Raw genomic sequence first — 20,178 nt, forward strand, 5'->3', positions numbered from 1 at the left:
TGCAATCGATTTAATATGAAATATCAAACAAAATTTTTATTTTATAAACAGCTCATAAGTGAGAAGCAGATCACTTTACATGAAAATGATTCTCACTTTGGGTCATGAGATTTCTGTTTTGGTTCAAATCACAGCCATCAATCAAACGCACCAAGCAAGCATCAAAAATACCAATTGCTCGATAAGGTTACTTCCGCTTGCTTGTCGTGTTCAATTTTGACTCGGGTGTCCCACGTAGCGCTGTCACCAAACCTGTTTTCCCAACTGAGCTTAAAGGATGTTGAATGTTCTGGATTAATAGTCGCATATGGGGTGAGTTTCAAATGCGACTTCCAGAGACTGTTTGCTGTGTAGAGAAGCCCCAAATCTATTCCGACATAAGAATCGTTAAATTGAGTCGCGTCTACTCTTACCGAAGGCATGGCGTACATTGCTGCTTCTCCAAAAATTCGTGTAGCAAAGCCGAAGCCCGAATAAAGGCGAAACCTCTCATCGTTTTGTGTCTTCAGATCCGCTTGTTCAACCGTAACACGCGTATTCCACGCCCAACGTGACTCTTCAAACAAATCGACGTCCAATATGTTCAACGCAGCAATATTCAAAAAATCAAATGAGTGCAACCAAGCCTTATTGCCGTCTGTCCGAATTCTTGCGTCTAAAAATGTTGCGTTAGAATCCTTAAACCGAGAAGCTTCTATAGATAGAAAATCGTAATAGCCAATTCTTGTTCTAAACTCCATAGCGCCGCCATTTTGCAGATTATGAACCCACGCAATGCTGCCTAAAATTGGATTTTGGGCTTGATGTGGTGGCAAACCCTCTTGCCTGATCTTGCTAAGTTCGGCTGGCGCTAACTCCAAATTAGCAAGCATGAGCTTTCTTTTTGTCGCTTTGTAAGCATCGATTTCGACCTCGTTTGCTCGCGACATTTCCAACTCGACGTAATCATAGAGGGTGCTTAAGATTTTGGATTTTGACGTGCTATTCAACGCAATGTACTCGTCGCTATTCAAAAATTGAACGTTATCAATTAAGCGCTTCGCTATTGCCTTTTCTGTATAAGATAAATCTACGTACTTCGCATGCAAACGGTCGTATTTTGAATCTCTTTTTTTAACCTGGAGCAGTAAATTTTCTCCATGATGCTTTGTTTTCGCAATATTTTTAAAAACATCGATCGGCATATCCCAAGGTTGATTTTGATTTAATAATGGGGAATCGACGACAACATTAATGAAGTTCGCCAATTGAGATGCACAGTTAAACGATAAGAAATAGTAAGTAAACTTCGCTTGCCCCATTTCCCAAAGATGATCTTGCAACAAATCGACTTCTTCGGCAGTCAGGTTTAACTCATATTCCCACAAAACACGTTGTTCGATCTCTGCATAGCTAGCGTCGTAGATGTAATAGTCTTCTTGGGTGTAAGAGGCTTCGTATCCTCCCAATAAGCCATAAGCCATATATTTTATTGGTCCATCGCCGTCGGGGACGTCGGCTCCATAGTTAATGCTCATGTCCAGTAAAGGAGAGTCTGTATCTGACTTTCCAGACGGTTGATTCATCTTTAACATCAAATGACCAAAGAACGACGCCGGATTGCCGAAAAAACCTGAAACAAAAATAACACTGACCGACTCGGCATTGTTCATGTGCTTCCAATCGGAATAGGTTGGGCAATTTATCTCTGGCAATATGAGCGAGTCGCCGAGTTCCCGCTTTAGCCACTGCACACGCGCTGGATACACACATTGTGGATGTAGATCGACGGGGTATTCACCTTGTGGCTTTTTAATGGCGTTTATCGTTTCAACCAACTCAGCAAATGCGTTATTGCCACCTTCAGGTGAAAGAAAAAACGAACCATTTTTAATTTGGCTTGACCCATTTTTAAAATGAAGAAGCTTTTGCCACCGAGGTGACACCGCAAGTGCTTCTGTGGTTGAAGAATGTAGCACTTGTCCAGTCGCGTATTCTTCAGCAACGCTTTTTGTTGCTGCAATGCTTTTTGTTGCTGCAATGCCTTTTGTTGAAATAAAAAATGAAAAGCATGTCGAAGCAAGGCTGACTAAGATAATTTTATTCATGGGATATCGCATATAAAAAAGCGCATGAGAATCCCCATGCGCTTGTTACTTCAATATAAAAATGTAAGGTTTAAACAGCCTGGCAAGTACCAGATGTTTTATCTAACGAGCCCACTAGAGAATTAAAGTAGTTCACTACTTTTTCTTCGTGAGAGGCGTTCAAGTAGTATTCGTTCTCTACATGTTGTTTGAAATCGTTGCGAATAGACGCTGACATCTCTTGGCGAGCGGCATCGTCACATTCCAAAATGTCTAACATTGCAACGACGTGTTCACCATTACCCGTTGCAGTATCTTGTTCTAGCATTGGGTAATTTGAATCAATAAACTTTGCTGCCGCCCATAAAGAGAAACCACAAAGTGAAGGGGTCGTCAGATAAGAAGAAGATGCATCACTTGTACTGGATGAAATATTTAGAGTAACCGCTACCCAGCCACCAGCGACACCGCCAGTAAGAGCATGACCTGTTCCACATTCTTTCAAATAACTTGCATTGGCAAAAGACGAAGAAAGCAGCAATGCAAAAGCCAATAAGATTTTTTTCATTTAGATGTACCCTTAAATATCATTATTAACGATTTACACAGGGTGACATATATTTCCATTGGCATTTATTTTCCCTTCAACAATATCGTAATACTGTTCAACGTTTTTTATTTCTCCGTCTAAGGATTAAGTGACGTGATATTCTACTAATAAATATATTTAAGAGGTTTTGAAGTTTACGCTAAACAAAACCGATATTATTGTCGAATAATCAATTTTCGATTAATAAACTCTAACCCAGACTGATATCGCTTTGCCGAAGCATTTAAAGCAAGCTCCATGGCACTGTCTGCGATTAACTCAAATTGCTGTGGCAGCGAATTCACTTTTATAGGTAGAAAATCAAGAAGTCTATTATCACCAAAAGTACCAAGCTTGATTGTATTCAGCAGCTCAGGTTTGTCTAACAAAGCATCGAGTATCCCTTCCAACAGAGTATAAGAAGTCACTACGATGGCATCTGGAACGGTACCCATATTTATCCAATTTGAAAAAAGGGCGTGCCCATTCTCCCGATTAAAGTGGTTGCCATAAGCTTTATATACTTCGCAATTATGATCACAAACAGCTTTCAAAAAACCCATTTCACGCTCTTTGGAAACATTCAGTTCTGGCATTGCGCCCAGTAACCCTACCGATTTTACAGAGCCGCTCATCATCGATTCTGTCAGTGACTTAGCACCTTCAAAATCCTCACTGATTACACAGGCAAAATACTCATCGTCTAATGCTCGGTCAATAGCAATAACAGGGGTGCCGCTTTGCTGAATCTGACGATAAAAATCGGAACCATCGGCAATAGCACTGGCAACAAAAAGTGCATCAACTCTCCGGCTAATAAGTGCATTAACGACTTTTTTTTCCGTTTCAGGATCATCATCAGAGCACCCAATTAAAATCTGAAAGCCAGCATTTCTAGATTGCGCTTCTAGCAATTTCGCCAACCTAGCGTAACTGGTGTTTTCAAGATCAGGAATCACCAGCCCAAAAGAACGGCTGCTGCCCGCTCGTAATGCGGATGCCGCATGATCAGGACGAAACTGGTGCTCTTCTACCACAGCCATTACTTTTTTCTGCGTTCTTTCGCTGATACGGTATTTTTGAGCTTTTCCGTTTATCACGTAGCTTGCTGTTGTTTTCGAAACGCCAGCCAGTTTGGCTATTTCATCGAGTGTCATATTGGATCCTGCTGTTGTGTGCGATGGATCATAATTCGGGATCCTGATGATATTTTAGGTTTGAATTATAAGCTGAATCGTTTCAGTATAAAAGCTGAAAGGATTCAGCAAAACGACAAAATGTGAACAATACCCACGCGTTTAAGTATCTATTTGATGCGCATGCAGGCGTTCGGTTATACAAATATACAGCGTTTGCTGAATTTTTTTGACCAAAAAGCTGAACCGATTCAGCTAAATTGCAATATCGTGAATCGTGATTAGCCATAGATTCATGAAACTACTTTACGAGGTCTCCATGCTGACATTGAAAGAAAGCGACATTACTTTAGGTTGCCAAGCTGGTTCTAAACCGCAAGCCATTCAATTAGTTGCGACCACTTTGAACGCAAAAGAATTAGTGGAATCAAACTACGTTAAAGGGATGTTAGAGCGCGAATCTCAGTCTTCTACCTACCTTGGGAACGGCATTGCCATCCCTCATGGAACAACCGATACTCGCAAGTTAGTTAAGAAAACGGGCGTTAGCATCCATCACTTTCCTCAAGGAGTCGATTGGGGCAATGGCAACATCGTTTACCTTGCCATTGGTATTGCTGCAAAGTCTGATGAACATTTAAGTATCCTAAAACAACTGACCAATGTGCTCTCAGAAGATGACGTTCAAGACAAGTTGAGAGTCGCGACAAAAGCAATCGAAATCCTCGATATTTTGAATGGAAAAAGCTCAGCTAAATCGGTATTGGAAGAGACATCCATTCTTATCGATTTTCCCGCAACGGATATGGTGCAACTTACTGCGGTTACCGCTGGAATCCTAAAGAATCAAGAAAAGTGCAGTCACAACACCATTAGTGATCTCCTTTCATCCGAACCGGCTCATTTAGGGCAAGGTTTGTGGATGGCAAGCTCTAGCAAAGGTGTACTAAATACGGGGCTCTCGTTTGTATCAGTAACCGATTCCTTCACCTTTCAAGATAAGGAGGTAAAAGCACTTATCGCTGTCGTAGCCATCGATGAATCCCATATTCCTTACCTTACCGCTCTGCAAAACATCATTGAACGAGGCGAGCAATCTACCCTTTCATCCTCTTCAGCTTCACAGGTGCTAGGGATGCTTTCCTCTAAAGAAATCGATAGCAAAGCCTCAGCTGTAGATAGCGCGAATGAACTAGAGGGCGTTTTCAAGATAAGAAATGAACATGGATTGCACGCACGCCCGGGTGCCATGTTGGTTGCAGAAGCTAAGAAGTTTGAATCAACGATAAAAGTTGAAAACCTGAATGGTGATGGAAAACCCGCTAACGCCAAAAGCCTAATGAAAGTGATTGCCTTAGGTGTAAAACGAGGCAACGAATTGAAGTTTACGGCTTCGGGACCCGACGCTCAACAAGCACTTGATGCTATTGGAGTCGCGATTGAATCTGGCTTAGGTGAAGGATAACTCTATGAAAAATATAGTCACCATCACTCTAAACCCAGCGCTCGATTTAACTGGCACGTTGGATAGACTCAACCAAGGCAGTGTCAGCTTGGTCAATGAAAGCGCATTTCATGCCGCCGGCAAAGGAGTGAATGTCGCACGAGTGCTTAAAGAGCTTGGCGCAAACGTTACAGTGACCGGTTTCTTGGGCAAAGATAACCAAGAGATGTTTTGTCAGCTTTTCGATCATATTGATGTAAACGACCAATTTATCAGAGTAGAAGGCGCAACCCGCATAAACGTAAAGTTGGTCGAACATGACAAATCCGTCAGTGACATCAACTTCCCGGGCGTTGCTGTTACAGAAGAAGATAAACACCGGTTCGAAAATACACTTTTAGAACTCGCGAAAAGCCACGATTTGTTTGTGCTCGCTGGCAGTTTGCCACGTGGCGTTACTCCGCTTGAGTGCGCAAACTGGATAGAAATGCTCACCAAGCTCGGTAAAAAGGTCGTATTCGATAGTAGCCGAGAAGCATTGGTGCATGGTATTCAATCCAGCCCTTGGCTCATCAAGCCTAATGAAGAAGAATTGGGATACTTAGTTAACCAACCCCTCTCCAGTGTAGAAGCATGCATAAATGCTGCTGCCGCTCTCGATGATCTCATTGCAGAATCACAGCCAGCTAAAAGCTCTTTACCTATCCAAGACTCGCTACCGACAGAAAACATAGCATCTATCGAACGCGCTAAACCAGTAGAAAGCTCTAAGCCAATAGAAAGTGCTAAGCCTATCGAAAATCTTGTTATTTCTTTGGGTGCTGACGGTGTTCTTTGGCGAAGAGACGATTATTGGCTGCACTCTACTCCGCCCAAAGTCGACATCGTTAGTACGGTTGGCGCAGGCGATACTCTCGTTGCCGGGATGTGCTGGGGGCACCTTAACCAATGGGACGATGAGCAAACCTTGTCATTCGCAACCGCCTTATCGGCTTTAGCCGTATCGCAGGTAGGTGTTGGGGTTCCCGATCTCAACACAGTCACTTCCTTACAACACAACATAACAATTAAAAGAATATCTAAACTTTAAAGGTTAACATTATGAACATCTCTATTGTTACTGCTTGCCCAAGTGGTGTCGCTAACACCATTATTGCTTCCGGATTGTTGAAAAATGCTGCAAAAACGTTGGGGTTTAACGCCAACGTAGAGTGCCATTCAACTATTCGCCAAGTAGATTTACTGTCTCAAGACGTCCTTAACGAGTCCGATGTCATTGTCATTGCTGGCCACGAAGGCTTCGACACCCAACGATTTATTGGGCTCAAAGTTTACCAGCAGCCCATCAGCACTGTGATGGAGAATCCACAAGCATGGCTTAAAAATGCCGTTGAAAAAGCCGAAGTACTCACTGAAGAAAATGCCTCAAAGCCCGTGACAAATAGAAATAGCGCTCCTCTTGACACCGGCGCCCCCCAAAATTTGAATGAACGCGCTAAAAACATTGTTGCCATCACTGCTTGCCCCACTGGCGTTGCCCACACATTTATGGCAGCAGAAGCGTTGGAAGGAGAAGGTAAGCGTTTAGGGCATAAGATCAAAGTAGAAACTCGTGGCTCAGTTGGCGCAAAAAACCAATTGACGGATGAAGACATCGCAAACGCGGATCTCGTGATCATTGCTGCTGATATAGAAGTACCGTTGGAACGCTTTAACGGCAAGCTTCTGTATCGTACAAGTACAGGGTTAGCACTGAAAAAGACCAAGCAGGAAGTAGCGTTGGCCTTTAAAGAGGCTTCAATCTATACCCACTCTGGCAATGCATCTTCGACAAACTTTAAAAAGGAAAAAACAGGCGCTTACAAACACCTAATGACAGGTGTGTCACATATGCTTCCATTAGTGGTAGCTGGCGGTTTAGCCATTGCTCTTTCCTTTGTATTTGGCATTGAAGCGTTCAAAGAAGAAGGAACTCTTGCAGCAGCACTAATGACGATTGGAGGAGGCTCAGCTTTCGCATTAATGGTGCCAATATTAGCTGGGTTCATCGCCTTCTCCATTGCGGACAGACCTGGATTGGCGCCCGGCTTGATAGGGGGCATGCTCGCAAGTTCGACTGGAGCAGGGTTCTTAGGCGGTATCGCCGCAGGTTTCATTGCTGGTTATTCTGCAAAATGGTTAGCAGACAAAGTGTCGCTGCCGCAATCGATGGAAGCATTAAAGCCCATTTTGATCATCCCGCTTGTTGCAAGCTTGTTTACTGGCTTGATCATGATTTACGTTGTCGGTACCCCTGTTTCCAGCGCTATGAACGCGTTAACGGAATTCCTTAACACAATGGGTTCCACCAATGCTGTTTTACTCGGCATAATCTTAGGTGCAATGATGTGCTTCGACTTAGGCGGTCCCGTTAATAAAGCGGCATATACGTTTGGTGTAGGTTTGCTTGCAACAGAAACTTACGCACCAATGGCAGCAGTCATGGCGGCAGGCATGGTTCCAGCACTAGGTATGGGGCTGGCGACATTCCTCGCTAAAGATAAGTTCGACGCGAGTGAAAGAGAAGCCGGAAAAGCATCCTTTGTGCTCGGACTGTGCTTTATTTCCGAGGGTGCCATTCCGTTTGCCGCGAAAGACCCAATGCGTGTAATCCCTGCTTGCATGGCTGGCGGTGCTTTAACTGGCGCACTATCTATGCTGTTTGGTGCCGAACTACTTGCGCCGCATGGTGGGCTTTTTGTCTTGCTCATTCCAAACGCCATCAGCCCAGTATTGATGTATTTAGTCGCCATCGCTGCGGGAACAGCATTAACCGGATTCGGATACGTTGCATTAAAAAAACACGCAGAGCTTAAAGCCGTCACAGCGTAGCCTTCGTGTTCAATATACCCACTTAGCCTCAGTAAAAAGTCTCAGTATAAAGCCTCAAATACCGCGAAAGTATTTGAGGCTATCCTCAACGCTTTTTTAGCCCAGCTCTGTATCTTCAGCTTACTCTTAAACGAATAAAAGGGTTGCTCTTTCGCTCTTCTTCTAGTTTTTCGCCCGTTCGACCTTTCGTTTCCTTCTAATATCCCATCACCACCACAAAGATAATGAAATCGGACAGAACATCATAAATCCATGCATATCTCGTTTACTTTTTCATTTTATAAAATCTATGATGCGGAATTCAGAGTCTCGTAAGCTGCCTCTGTTCAAGGAAAAGAAAGCAGTGCAAAGACTCACCCATTCCAAGGTACTTAGACCTAAAAAACAACAAGGAAAATCCATGAGTTTCAACAAAGAAGACCTTAGTGGTATCGTTGGGAAAAGTGTTATCTACGATTACGACCAAGGCTGGCGATACGAGTGCTACGTAAAGAACGACCACACTATCGACTATCGTGTTCACAGTGGTATCGTTGGCGGGCGCTGGGTAAAAGATCAAGAAGTGGTCATGGTTCAGATTGCAAAAGACGTATTTCGAATTTCTTGGGTTGAACCAACAGGAACAGACGTTTCATTGTCTTTCAATCTCGTAGACTACATCGTCCATGGAACTATTTATTTCCCACGTTGGATCGTTGAAAGTCCCGAGAAAATTGCTTGTTACCAAAACGAGCATCTTGAAGAAATGGAAGCGCTACGCGATGCTGGTCCTGTCTACCCCACTGAATTAATCAGTAGCTTTGCGACGCTCGTCTACTTAAGAGAATGTGGTGAAAACAACGAGCAAGTCATTGCTTGCCCGCCACATGAATTACCAAGTAATTACCCTGAATGCTTACCTGACAAAAATCTTTTGCCTGCCTTGTAATGTTGCTTGCTGCCTCCAGCAGGCAGCAATTAATAACAACATCATTGCCAATAGGCTAACTCCGCCCGCTTCAGAGCTAGTATCGCTCGTAGCTTCAGCCTCTGGTTCTGATTTAGGGACGACGCCTCCTGTGGTTGAGCCGTCAACAGAGTATTTCGGTGTTTCGTTCCCAGCCAATACGCTATTTATCCAAGGAACGTAATCTAATACCTCAGTAAACACCCCATGGACAGAGACTGAAGGGTTGCCACAAACGCTTGGTCCAAAGCTCGCAATGCCAATTTGTCGGTATTTGGAGCCATCAAACCAGAGTAGCGGTCCACCAGAGTCCCCCTGACAAATAGCACCATGAAGACCAGATGTGGAGTTGTAATCGCCCTTTGTACAGATGTGCCCTCCTTTCACCGATGCAAAAGCGGTACAAGTTACTTGGTCAACGTAATCCAACGCCACTTGAAGTAGATGGTCAGAACTGTCGTAGTTTGACTTGGTGTTCCCGTGCCCTACCGCTTGAAACTTTGCGCCGTTAACTCGATAGTTTGTGTCATCACCACTAACAGGTAGTGGTACAAATTGAGAAGAAGGCACCCCTTCCATCGCGTATTCAAGTTCAATGATCGCGATGTCATTCTCCCATAGGTAATAGGATCCGTCTCGGTAGTCATCTCGATAATAAAAAGATTTCGCGGGTATTTTTTGCGCGCTATTAAAATCCCCCTCGCGCTCTAACTGCAATACGACAGTGGTATATTTATTGTAATAATTGTCTTGGACACAATGTGCCGCTGTCATTACGTGTTTCGCATCTAGAATGGTTGCCCCACAGTAATTACCGTAGTAACCGTAATCTTCACGTCTATCGTAATAAAGGCTTGCCATGTAAGGATAAGATGAAATGTAAGCGTTGTTTCCGTTAACAATTGCTGGTGAAACTTGTTCAGCACTGACTGCGTACTGAGCCGAAAAAACAAGCATTAATAACAACACATTGCGCATAGAACTCTCCCCAATAAACATCCCAAAGATATTGAAGCTCTATAAAAATAGTAGGAGAGATTTAGATCACACGGCATAAATTAATTGAACATCGCACCTCGACGCTGAGCCAATTTATAAAAACATATTATTAACATTTTAATTACATCATCAATATCAGTAAGTTATCTGGTGACGGAAAAAATAAAAAAAAAGAGCCTCATATGGAATGAGACCCTCTATTATTTATAGCGTGATAGATTACTTACGTTTTCGAGCAATACTGGCAAACATGAGAAGCGCCATCGCTAACCACCCTATAGACCCACCGCTACTACTGCTTGTGTTTGGACTTAAGCTGTATTTCTGCAACCATTCTCTTCTGAGTGCATCATTAGAAATGGCTTTTGGCGTTTCATTGCCAGCGATCACACTAGCAATCCAAGATTGATAGTCTTTCACTTCTGTATAAACAGAGGTCACTTTAGTTTGATCTGAACTTCCACATGTACTGGTGACAAAGCTTGCTATACCAACTTGATATTGTATTTGTGAGTTAGGGTCCGTCCAATAAGCGGGGCCTCCAGAGTCACCTTGGCATACACTGTTCAATAACCCAGATGCAGTATTAGTGTCTTTGAAACATAAGTGACTATCGGTTAGCTTATTTCCGTTGACGAATGTTGAACTGCACTCTGCTGGGGTCGCAACTTCCAAACTGGTTTTAAGCAGTGGTAAGTATCCGTATTTCTGTTTTCTATCATCATTATTGCTTTGAGTGTTCCCATGACCAACCGCAGTAAAAACAGCAGACGAAGTCGCGCGGTATGTCGATTCAATAAAATCCGTCATTGTTAATGGTATAGATGGGAAAACACTTGAAGAAAACGTAAGAGGCGTTTCCAACTTGAGCAGGGCTATATCGTTAGGCAGCAGATCTTGATTGGAATCTGAGTAGTTGTCTGGGTAATAAATCGCGCTGACTCGAACTCGCTGTTTCGCGCCAAAGGGTTGAACTTTAGAGGGGAAATCTTCTTCATTATCTAATTGAGGGACAACCGTTGTTAACAGGCTCGCCAGCGTATTGTTATAAACACAATGGGCAGCAGTCAGTACATGATTAGCATCTATGATGCTTGCCCCACAATAGTTGCCAGTGGAATAACGCCCATCGTATTCAAGCGTATCGATGAAAAGTGTGGCAATGGAAGGGTAATTCGTACTGCTCGCCACACTCCCATTGACGATTGCTGGGTTGACATTATTGGAAGCAATCGCAGTAAAAGGCATCATCGTTAGCAATGTAATCAAAGATTTAGTCATATTTACCCCTCTATTTCTATGTTTTACGATGGCTCATTTAAGCATCGCTCAATCTTGTAGTCGATGATCATTATATCCATTCATACAGCATATTCGATGTTTCAAACGTAACCGCTCGTAAGCATCACATTACATCGGGTCAAAAAAAAGCGGCTATTCCGTAAAGAATAGCCGCTCAGATTTTCGAAAAATTTAAAATTAGCCGCGATAGTAACGCTGAGGTACAAACGGCATTTTCTCAACAGTCATTGCCAGTTTTTTACCACGTACTTCAGCAAATACCTCTGTACCAATGGCAGCAAATTCTGTTTTTACATAACCCATAGAAACTGGCTTACCCGCTGTCGGGCCCGCAGTACCACTGGTTACGATACCGATTTCATTGTCATCTGCATCAAACAACTTTGCCCCTTCACGCACTGGTGCTTTCGTTTGACCAATCAAGCCAATACGCTTACGAGAAACATTCTTCGTCGCGATTTGCTCAAGAATGATGTCTGCGCCAGGGAAACCACCTGCACGCTCGCCATCTGTACGACGAATTTTCTGAATGCCCCACAATAGGCTTGCTTCAACAGGTGTCGTTGTTGTGTCTAGATCGTGACCGTAAAGGCAAAGACCACACTCCAAACGCAATGAATCACGTGCACCAAGACCAATCCACTCCACTTCCGCGAATTCAGTTAGCGCACGAGCCAACTCTTGAGCTTTACCAGCTGATACAGAGATCTCGTAACCATCTTCACCGGTGTAGCCAGAACGGCTCACCAAGCAAGGTTCACCAAGAATCTCAATTGAACGAGCATCCATAAATACCATCTCACATACTTCAGGTGCAAGGCGCGCCAATACTTCCGCAGCTTTTGGACCTTGCAATGCAAGCAAAGCGCGATCTTCAATTAGCTCTAGTTCTACCGACTCAGGCAGGTTAGCGCGTAGGTGGGCAATATCTTGCTCTTTACACGCTGCGTTAACGACAACGAATAGATGATCGCCAAAATTAGCCACCATCAAGTCATCCATAATGCCGCCTTCTTCATTTGTGAAGAACGCGTAACGCTGGTTTCCTACAGGAAGATCAACAATATCAACCGGAACAAGTGCTTCTAACGCTTTCGCCGCATCAGGACCGTGAAGCTTAAGCTGCCCCATGTGCGATACATCGAACAAGCCAGCCGCATCACGTGTATGCAAATGCTCTTTCTTCACACCCAATGGGTACTGAACAGGCATATCGTATCCTGCAAACGGTACCATTTTCGCTCCAACTTCTACGTGAAGCGCGTGCAGTGGGGTTTTCAGTAATTCAGTCATTGTATTCTCCATATCGCCAAGCCCTGGCTGACTTCGTCGACGTTTTAAAACTGGCTTAAAAGGTAACAGTTCGTTTCCCTTTTATAAAAACAAAGACAGTCGATGGTGTTTTATCATCAAATACTGTCTTTTCGCTTTGTAAAGACACACAGATGTTTCTACAAAGTTAAGATTTGTTTCCAATAGTAGATAAAGTTGACTCGCTTTTAAACCGATCGGACGTATAAGATCAGTAAAATTGTGATATTTCACAACTTTGTTACATCATACATTGGTGTGTTTTTTGAGTATTTATTGTGAAATTTTTTATTAAATGAAGCAGTTACGAAAGCAAAGCAAACGTTTGCCTTCACTATAAGAAACTTAAGGAATTTAACGTTATTTAGCCGTCACCCACAAAATTTGGGCATCTTCATCACTGGTCGAGACCAACATATGACCCATATTGGCGTCATAATAAACGCTATCGCCAACGGTCATCGGAACGGGTTCATAAAATTCTGAAAAGAACAAAACATCCCCTTCTAAGATCAGAAGAAACTCCTCTCCGTCGTGACGAACCCAATCGTTATAATCTTCAAAATTCCTTGCCCGTATACGGCTTTTAAACGGCATCATTTTTTTATTAGAAAGTTGAGTGGCCAGTAGCTCGTGCTCATAGGTGGGAGTTGGGTGGGGTTTACCCTCTCCAGAACGCGTAAGATCTCTCCTACCCGTTGCCACTTTTTTTCTTGGTGGTTCAAAGAGTTGAGGCATATCTATTCGCAAACCATTCGCCAGTTTTTGCATGGCTTGGAACGTAGGCGAAATTTGTTCGTTTTCTATCTTAGAAAGCGTGGATCGAGCAAGCCCTGTACGCTTGCTTGCATCTTCCAAAGTTAAGCCAAGCTTCATTCGGATTTCTTTTAAGCGCTTCCCAAGCTTTAACGGTTCGATATTCTCGTCTTGAGGCTCTTTTGCAAGCGTTACTGATGGGTACTCATCGTAGATGTCTTCAGACATGCATCCCTCTTATTTTCGTACTTCCTAATGCTGTTCTTTTATTGTGCACAGAGACGCGTGAACATGAAAGTAGTCGGATGAAATTAAACAGTGCGCCATGTAGCAAAATAGGAAAACATGTTTCCAATAGGAAATTTTTGATTGATTGTCTACTCAACTAACGTTATGTTACGACCTTGTTAGATGGGGAACTTTCTCGCACATTTCTAACGTATTACGTAATAGGTCATTTACATACAAAAAACACTGCCATTCGAGTGCAACTTACCCTACAATCCGCACCGAAAAAGCAAACGTTTGGCTAAAACGTCGTTTTAGATTGAAATTGCCAAACCCATTACGTAGTAAACGGCAGAAATGAGAAGTTCACGGACTCGCGCTGGAATGGCTTCAGAACGTAAGCCATTTCAGAGAAACAAAGGAAGCCTGGCTTAATTAAAGAACACGGCCAATTTAGAGCCATACTAGCCAGACAAATGGAAGGTTATCTGCCATGAACAACAAATCTTACCAAAATCACAGCCTTGAGAACTTCTTCTCTACTAACCTCGCTGCCACAGACGACGCTGTTTTCGCTGGAATCCAAGCAGAAAGTGCTCGTCAAAACGACCAAATTGAGCTTATCGCTTCTGAAAACATCGTATCGAAAGCGGTAATGCAAGCCCAAGGCACATGCCTAACAAACAAGTACGCAGAAGGTTACCCGGGTCGTCGTTACTACGGTGGTTGTGAACACGTAGACACCGTCGAAGCCATTGCAATTGAACGTGCAAAGAAACTATTCGACTGTGAATACGTAAATGTTCAGCCTCACTCTGGTGCGCAAGCAAACGGCGCGGTGAAGCTGGCATTGCTGCAACCTGGAGACACCATTTTGGGGATGTCTCTGGATGCTGGTGGTCACCTAACACACGGTGCACGCCCTGCGCTTTCTGGTAAGTGGTTTAACGCTGTTCAATATGGCGTAGACAAAGAAACTCTAGAAATTAACTACGATGATGTTCTTGCACTAGCAAAAGAGCACCAACCTAAAATGATCATCGCGGGTGGCAGTGCTATCCCACGTGTTATCGATTTCGCTAAATTCCGCGAAATTGCAGACGAAGTTGGCGCTATCCTAATGGTCGATATGGCGCACATTGCCGGTCTTATCGCAACAGGCGCTCACCCTAGCCCACTACCTCACGCACACGTTGTAACAACAACAACGCACAAAACACTTCGTGGACCGCGTGGTGGCATGATTCTTACCAATCACGAAGACATCATCAAAAAAATTAACTCCGCAGTATTTCCTGGATTACAAGGCGGTCCTTTAATGCATGTGATCGCCGCCAAAGCCGTCGCGTTCGGTGAAGCATTAGGTCCAGAATTCAAGACTTACATTGATACTGTGGTAAGTAACGCAAAAGTTTTAGCTGAAGTATTGCAAAATCGTGGCTGTGACATCGTGACTAACGGTACGGACACGCACCTAATGTTGGTTGACCTTCGTCCGAAAGGATTGAAAGGAAACCAAACAGAAGAAGCGTTGGAACGTGCAGGCATCACATGTAACAAAAACGGCATACCATTTGATTCAGAGAAGCCTATGATTACATCAGGCATTCGCTTAGGTACGCCTGCCGGAACAAGCCGCGGTTTCGGAAATGAAGAATTTAAACTGATCGGAGAGTGGATTGGCGATGTGCTGGATGGCTTAGTAGAAAGCCCAGAAGGCAACGCAGAAGTCGAGCAACGCGTTAAAAAGCAAGTGAAAGACCTCTGCAGTCGCTTCCCGCTTTACCAATAATAATCATCACCTGGGAATTTTTGGAGACAAATCAATGGACAATACACTGAAGTTTGCTGATAGCCACGAGTGGGTTAAAGACAATGGTGACGGCACCGTTACTATCGGTATCTCAGAGCACGCTCAGCAGATGCTTGGCGATGTCGTATTCGTAGACCTGCCAGAAGCAGGCGACAGCATTGAAGCGGGCGAAAGCTTCTCATTAGTTGAATCAGTAAAAGCAGCGTCAGACATTTACGCGCCTATTACTGGTGAAATTGTTGAAATCAATGAAGAGCTAGAAGACAGCCCTGAACTGATTAACGAAGAATCGTACGAAGGCGGTTGGATCGTTAAAGTTAAGATGGCAGACGCTTCTGAACTGGACAACCTGAAAGATTCAGAAGAATACCTTAACAGTATTGAAGACGAATAAATAATCGACGAGTCGCGGTAGATAGAGATTATGACAGAGTTACTTCACAACCTAAGCACGGACAACGAGTTTATTGCGCGCCACAACGGCCCAAATAAATCAGAACAAAAACACATGCTGGATGCGGTTAATGCATCTAGCTTAGATGCTCTGATTGAAGAAACCGTACCTGCACAAATTCGCCTAGAGTCACCAATGAGTGATGAAGCTCCTATGAGCGAAGCAGACATGCTTCTAGCGATGAAAAAATTTGCTAACCAAAACCAAATCAAGCGTACTTTCATTGGCCAAGGTTATTACAACACCTTCACGCCGAACGTGATTTTACGTAACGTGCTGGAAAACCCTGGTTGGTACACAGCTTATACACCATATCAACCTGAGATTTCTCAGGGTCGTCTTGAAGCATTGCTGAATTACCAGCAAATGGTGATGGATTTGACGGGTATGGAAATTGCCAACGCATCCCTACTGGACGAAGCAACAGCAGCCGCTGAAGCCATGACCTTGTGTAAGCGTGCAGGTAAAAGCAAAAGCAACGTATTCTTCGTCGCGGACGACGTGCACCCTCAAACTCTTGCGGTAGTGAAAACTCGCGCCGAGTTTATTGGTTTTGAAGTAATCACTGGCACAGCAGAATCTCTGCCAGAGCACGATGTATTTGGTGCTCTGATTCAATATCCGGGTACAACGGGTGAAGTTCGTGACCTCAGCGATATCATCGCTAAAGCACAAGCAAACAAAACGCTTGTAACGGTTGCAACGGATCTACTCGCTTGTGCCCTATTGAAACCGGCTGGAGAAATGGGCGCCGATGTTGCTATCGGTAGTGCGCAACGCTTTGGTGTTCCAATGGGATACGGCGGTCCTCACGCGGCATTTATGGCCACTCGTGACAAGCACAAACGTACCATGCCTGGCCGTGTTATCGGTGTTTCCATCGATACAAAAGGCAACCAAGCGCTTCGTATGGCGATGCAAACTCGTGAGCAGCACATCCGCCGCGAGAAAGCGACATCGAACATCTGTACGGCTCAAGCACTGCTTGCGAACATGGCTTCTTTCTTTGCTGTGTATCACGGCGCAGAAGGCTTACGCACTATTGCTCGTCGTACGCATCACCTAACGGCTATTTTGGCGGCAGGTTTAACGAAAGCAGGTTACGAGCTAGCTCATAACAGCTTCTTCGATACCATCACGCTAAACACAGGCGACAAAACGGCAGCATTGCTTGAAAAAGCACAGCAAGCCGACATCAACCTTCGTCAACTTGATGGCCAAATCGGTATCAGCCTTGATGAAACCACGACAACTCAAGACCTAGAAGCGCTATTTGGCGTATTCGGTGCAGAGCAAAACGTGGAAACGCTGTCTGCGGAAATTGAAGGCAACGAATTTGCAGCAATTCCAGAAGCGTGCCGTCGCGAATCTGAGTACCTGACTCACCCTGTATTCAATACGCACCACAGCGAAACGCAAATGATGCGTTACCTGAAGCAGCTTGAGAACAAAGATTTCTCGCTGACTCACGGTATGATCCCGCTAGGCAGCTGCACAATGAAATTGAACGCAGCCGCAGAAATGATCCCTGTCACTTGGCCAGAATTTGGCGCGATTCACCCATTCGCACCACTAGACCAAGCGGCTGGTTACACAGCACTTGCTCAAGATCTAAAACAGAAGCTATGTGAAATCACTGGCTACGATGACTTCTCTTTGCAACCGAACTCGGGTGCATCGGGCGAATACGCGGGTCTTATCGCGATTCAGCGCTACCACGCTAGCCGTGGCGAAGGTCACCGTAACGTTTGTTTGATCCCAAGCTCTGCACACGGAACTAACCCAGCCACAGCTTCAATGATGTCGATGAAAGTCGTGATCGTTAAGTGTGATGACGATGGCAACATCGCAATGGACGACTTAGCGGCTAAGATCGAGAAACACAGAGACAACCTTTCAAGCATTATGATCACCTACCCTTCTACGCACGGCGTATACGAAGAGCAAGTGAAAGAAGTGTGCGAAATGGTTCACGAGGCTGGCGGCCAAGTTTACCTAGACGGCGCAAACATGAACGCGCAGGTAGGCTTAACTTCTCCAGGCTTTATCGGTTCAGACGTTTCTCACTTGAACTTACACAAAACGTTCTGTATTCCACACGGTGGTGGCGGTCCGGGTATGGGGCCTATCGGTGTGAAATCGCACCTAGCACCTTTCTTGCCAGGTCACATCGAAAACGGTGTACAGGGCGAAGATTACGCAGTAGCCGCAGCCGATTTAGGCAGTGCTTCGATTCTTCCAATTTCTTGGGCTTACATCGCGATGATGGGCACACAAGGTCTAACGGAAGCAACGAAACTGGCGATTCTAAACGCAAACTACATCATGGAACGCTTGCGTTCTCACTACCCTGTTCTTTACCGTGGCACCAACGGCCGCGTAGCGCACGAATGTATTATTGATATTCGTCCGCTGAAAGAAGAAACCGGCATCAGTGAAGAAGACATCGCAAAACGTTTGATGGACTACGGCTTCCACGCGCCAACCATGTCGTTCCCAGTAGCGGGTACGTTGATGGTTGAGCCAACGGAATCTGAAGATTTGGCTGAGATAGACCGTTTCTGTAACGCGATGATCGCCATCCGTGAAGAAATGTCTAAAGTGAAAGACGGCGAATGGCCACTGGACAACAACCCATTGGTTAATGCCCCTCACACTCAAGCTGACTTGTCTGAAGACGAGTGGAACCGCCCTTACTCACGTGAGCTGGCGTGCTTCCCATCTGCGCAAGCAAAAGCATCGAAATACTGGCCAACGGTTAACCGCGTAGACAACGTGTACGGCGACCGTAACCTTATTTGCTCTTGCCCAAGCATTGAGAATTACGAAGACTAGTTTTTAGCTGATCACAGATAACCAAGTTGGAAACTGTGATAACCGAGTTGAAAACCGACAACTAAGTTGGAAACTAACTTGAATAACAAAAGGCGAACCAATTGGTTCGCCTTTTCTTTTGGGGTCGTTCTAGCACATATGAATAACCAACTTAATAGCGTTAACTTAGCTGTGATCTGCTCCAGCAAGACTGGACACTTCATTAAGCGACATTTTGCTGTTCAAAGTTAACTGGGCTTAGATACCCAAGAGCACTGTGCCTTCTCATCCGATTATAATCAACCTCAATGTACTCGAAGACCGTTTGGCGCATCTCATTTCTTGTCATGATCGGTTCGTATTGGATCGCCTCGACTTTCATAGAATGGAAGAAGCTCTCAACACACGCATTATCCCAACAGTTTCCTTTTCTACTCATACTTTGTTTTAGGTTATAAGCACTTATTATGTCCCTATAGTCTTTTGAGCAATACTGGCTACCTCGATCACTATGGACAGTAACATGCTCAGGGAACCCTCGACGGAACAGAGCCATTGATAATGCATCGCAGACCAGAGTTGCCGTCATCCTCGTATCCATTGACCAACCGATCACTTGTCGTGAGTAAAGGTCGATGATGACAGCCAGATACAACCAGCCTTCGCTCGTGGCAAGATACGTGATATCTCCCGCCCATTTTTGATTCGGAGCCGTTGCGTTAAAGTCTTGAGCTAGCAAGTTCGGCGCTACGGGCATCTTATGCTTGCTATCCGTCGTACATTTAAACTTGCGTGCCGCTTTCGGCGTTAAATCCTGACGCTTCATACTGGCGGCAATGGTTTTAACATTACGGCTATCCCCATTCTCAGCTAGCTCTTTCTGGATGCGCCTTGAGCCATCACGCCCCTTACTATTGTCAAAAGCTTTTTTGACTTTTTCATCAAGCTTTTGGCGTATTGCCTCACGCTGGATGTACTTGTGGCGATGCTTAATCCAGTAATAGAACCCACTTCGTGAAACTTCGAACACCTTAGCCATGCGGACCACATTGAAACACAGAAGGTGTTCTAGCATAAATTCATAGCAATCTACTTTAGATTTTTCGCGAAGTAGGTGGCGGCCTTTTTTACGATATCTAGCTCTTCAGCTTGCTCAGCCAATTGCCTTTTGAGCTTGGCGACTTCGGCAGCGAGATCTCTTTCACGCTGACTGGTACTGGTGTCTTTTTTAATTGCCTTACGCCAACCGTAGATCTGGGATTCATGCAACCCGAGCTGCCTCGCTGCCGCAGCAACTCCCACTTTCTCTGATAGCTTCAAAGCTTCTGCCTTAAATTCAGGGGAATGTTTAATTCTAGTTTTTTTGTTAGTTGTCATTGTTCACCTCGTTAGTGATTGTACTCACTTAACTTGGTGTCCAAAACTGCTGGGGCGGATCATTCTATTGAA

At 44.5% G+C, this 20,178-nt stretch carries 15 protein-coding genes; 7 read left to right on the forward strand and 8 right to left on the reverse strand.

Translation table 11 applies throughout. The features are described 5' to 3' along the window. Nucleotides 1-161: 161 nt before the first annotated feature. The 3 genes from LDO37_RS24425 to cra all read right to left on the reverse strand — a co-directional run bounded on the left by LDO37_RS24425 (nt 162) and on the right by cra (nt 3,812). Complete coding sequence (locus LDO37_RS24425; RefSeq protein ID WP_185829887.1) at nt 162-2,087, reverse strand: Lnb N-terminal periplasmic domain-containing protein; 1,926 nt, start codon at nt 2,085-2,087, stop codon at nt 162-164. A gap of 70 nt (nt 2,088-2,157) precedes the next feature. Beyond that, the gene (locus LDO37_RS24430; RefSeq protein ID WP_126608953.1) at nt 2,158-2,634 is read right to left on the reverse strand and encodes a DUF3015 family protein; all 477 of its coding nucleotides are present in this window, start codon (nt 2,632-2,634) and stop codon (nt 2,158-2,160) included. Between the two features lie 197 nt (nt 2,635-2,831). Beyond that, a complete protein-coding gene (cra, locus tag LDO37_RS24435; RefSeq protein WP_126608952.1) occupies nt 2,832-3,812 on the reverse strand; it encodes a catabolite repressor/activator in 981 nt (326 codons plus the stop codon). 298 nt (nt 3,813-4,110) lie between these two features. Here cra and fruB point away from each other — a divergent pair, with 298 nt between their 5' ends. The 4 genes from fruB to LDO37_RS24455 all read left to right on the forward strand — a co-directional run bounded on the left by fruB (nt 4,111) and on the right by LDO37_RS24455 (nt 9,034). Continuing rightward, complete coding sequence (gene fruB, locus LDO37_RS24440; protein WP_126608951.1) at nt 4,111-5,256, forward strand: fused PTS fructose transporter subunit IIA/HPr protein; 1,146 nt, start codon at nt 4,111-4,113, stop codon at nt 5,254-5,256. A 4-nt stretch (nt 5,257-5,260) separates the two neighbouring features. Continuing rightward, on the forward strand, nt 5,261-6,325 hold the full coding sequence (locus LDO37_RS24445) for a hexose kinase (RefSeq protein WP_126608950.1): 1,065 nt from the start codon (nt 5,261-5,263) through the stop codon (nt 6,323-6,325). 11 nt (nt 6,326-6,336) lie between these two features. Further along, nucleotides 6,337-8,106, forward strand: a complete 1,770-nt coding sequence (locus LDO37_RS24450) for a PTS fructose-like transporter subunit IIB (protein ID WP_126608949.1) — start codon at nt 6,337-6,339, stop codon at nt 8,104-8,106. Between the two features lie 400 nt (nt 8,107-8,506). Beyond that, on the forward strand, nt 8,507-9,034 hold the full coding sequence (locus LDO37_RS24455) for a phenolic acid decarboxylase (RefSeq protein ID WP_126608948.1): 528 nt from the start codon (nt 8,507-8,509) through the stop codon (nt 9,032-9,034). Here the strand turns inward: LDO37_RS24455 and LDO37_RS24460 are convergent. The 4 genes from LDO37_RS24460 to LDO37_RS24475 all read right to left on the reverse strand — a co-directional run bounded on the left by LDO37_RS24460 (nt 9,002) and on the right by LDO37_RS24475 (nt 13,648). Next, nucleotides 9,002-10,030 carry a S1 family peptidase gene (locus LDO37_RS24460; protein ID WP_185829886.1) on the reverse strand — a complete coding sequence of 343 codons (1,029 nt, stop codon included), beginning with the start codon at nt 10,028-10,030 and terminating at the stop codon, nt 9,002-9,004. The genes LDO37_RS24455 and LDO37_RS24460 overlap by 33 nt on opposite strands. A 240-nt stretch (nt 10,031-10,270) precedes the next feature. Next, nucleotides 10,271-11,332 (reverse strand): S1 family peptidase, encoded by a 1,062-nt coding sequence (locus tag LDO37_RS24465; RefSeq protein ID WP_126608946.1) that lies wholly within the window; start codon nt 11,330-11,332, stop codon nt 10,271-10,273. Between the two features lie 198 nt (nt 11,333-11,530). Continuing rightward, the gene (gene gcvT / locus LDO37_RS24470; protein ID WP_185829885.1) at nt 11,531-12,658 is read right to left on the reverse strand and encodes a glycine cleavage system aminomethyltransferase GcvT; all 1,128 of its coding nucleotides are present in this window, start codon (nt 12,656-12,658) and stop codon (nt 11,531-11,533) included. A gap of 366 nt (nt 12,659-13,024) precedes the next feature. Continuing rightward, a complete protein-coding gene (locus LDO37_RS24475; protein WP_101115159.1) occupies nt 13,025-13,648 on the reverse strand; it encodes a helix-turn-helix domain-containing protein in 624 nt (207 codons plus the stop codon). Between the two features lie 493 nt (nt 13,649-14,141). Here LDO37_RS24475 and LDO37_RS24480 point away from each other — a divergent pair, with 493 nt between their 5' ends. Genes LDO37_RS24480 through gcvP form a run of 3 tightly spaced genes read left to right on the forward strand, consistent with a single transcriptional unit; the run spans nt 14,142 to nt 18,750 of the window. Then, entirely contained in the window at nt 14,142-15,440 is a 1,299-nt protein-coding gene (locus tag LDO37_RS24480; protein WP_126606964.1) for a serine hydroxymethyltransferase, read from the forward strand. Between the two features lie 34 nt (nt 15,441-15,474). Beyond that, nucleotides 15,475-15,855: a glycine cleavage system protein GcvH gene (gene gcvH, locus LDO37_RS24485; protein ID WP_126606963.1), complete on the forward strand. Its 381-nt coding sequence runs from the start codon at nt 15,475-15,477 to the stop codon at nt 15,853-15,855. A gap of 30 nt (nt 15,856-15,885) precedes the next feature. Further along, nucleotides 15,886-18,750 (forward strand): aminomethyl-transferring glycine dehydrogenase, encoded by a 2,865-nt coding sequence (gene gcvP, locus LDO37_RS24490; RefSeq protein WP_126606962.1) that lies wholly within the window; start codon nt 15,886-15,888, stop codon nt 18,748-18,750. Nucleotides 18,751-18,952: 202 nt separating this feature from the next. Here the strand turns inward: gcvP and LDO37_RS24495 are convergent. Next, nucleotides 18,953-20,106 (reverse strand): IS3 family transposase gene (locus LDO37_RS24495; protein ID WP_224056044.1). Its coding sequence is split into 2 segments (ribosomal slippage): nt 18,953-19,860 and nt 19,860-20,106, totalling 1,155 coding nucleotides; the frame shifts between segments, so codons are not numbered across the junction. Between the last annotated feature and the right edge of the window lie 72 nt (nt 20,107-20,178).

This window comes from Vibrio penaeicida, from assembly GCF_019977755.1.
Taxonomy (GTDB): domain Bacteria; phylum Pseudomonadota; class Gammaproteobacteria; order Enterobacterales; family Vibrionaceae; genus Vibrio; species Vibrio penaeicida.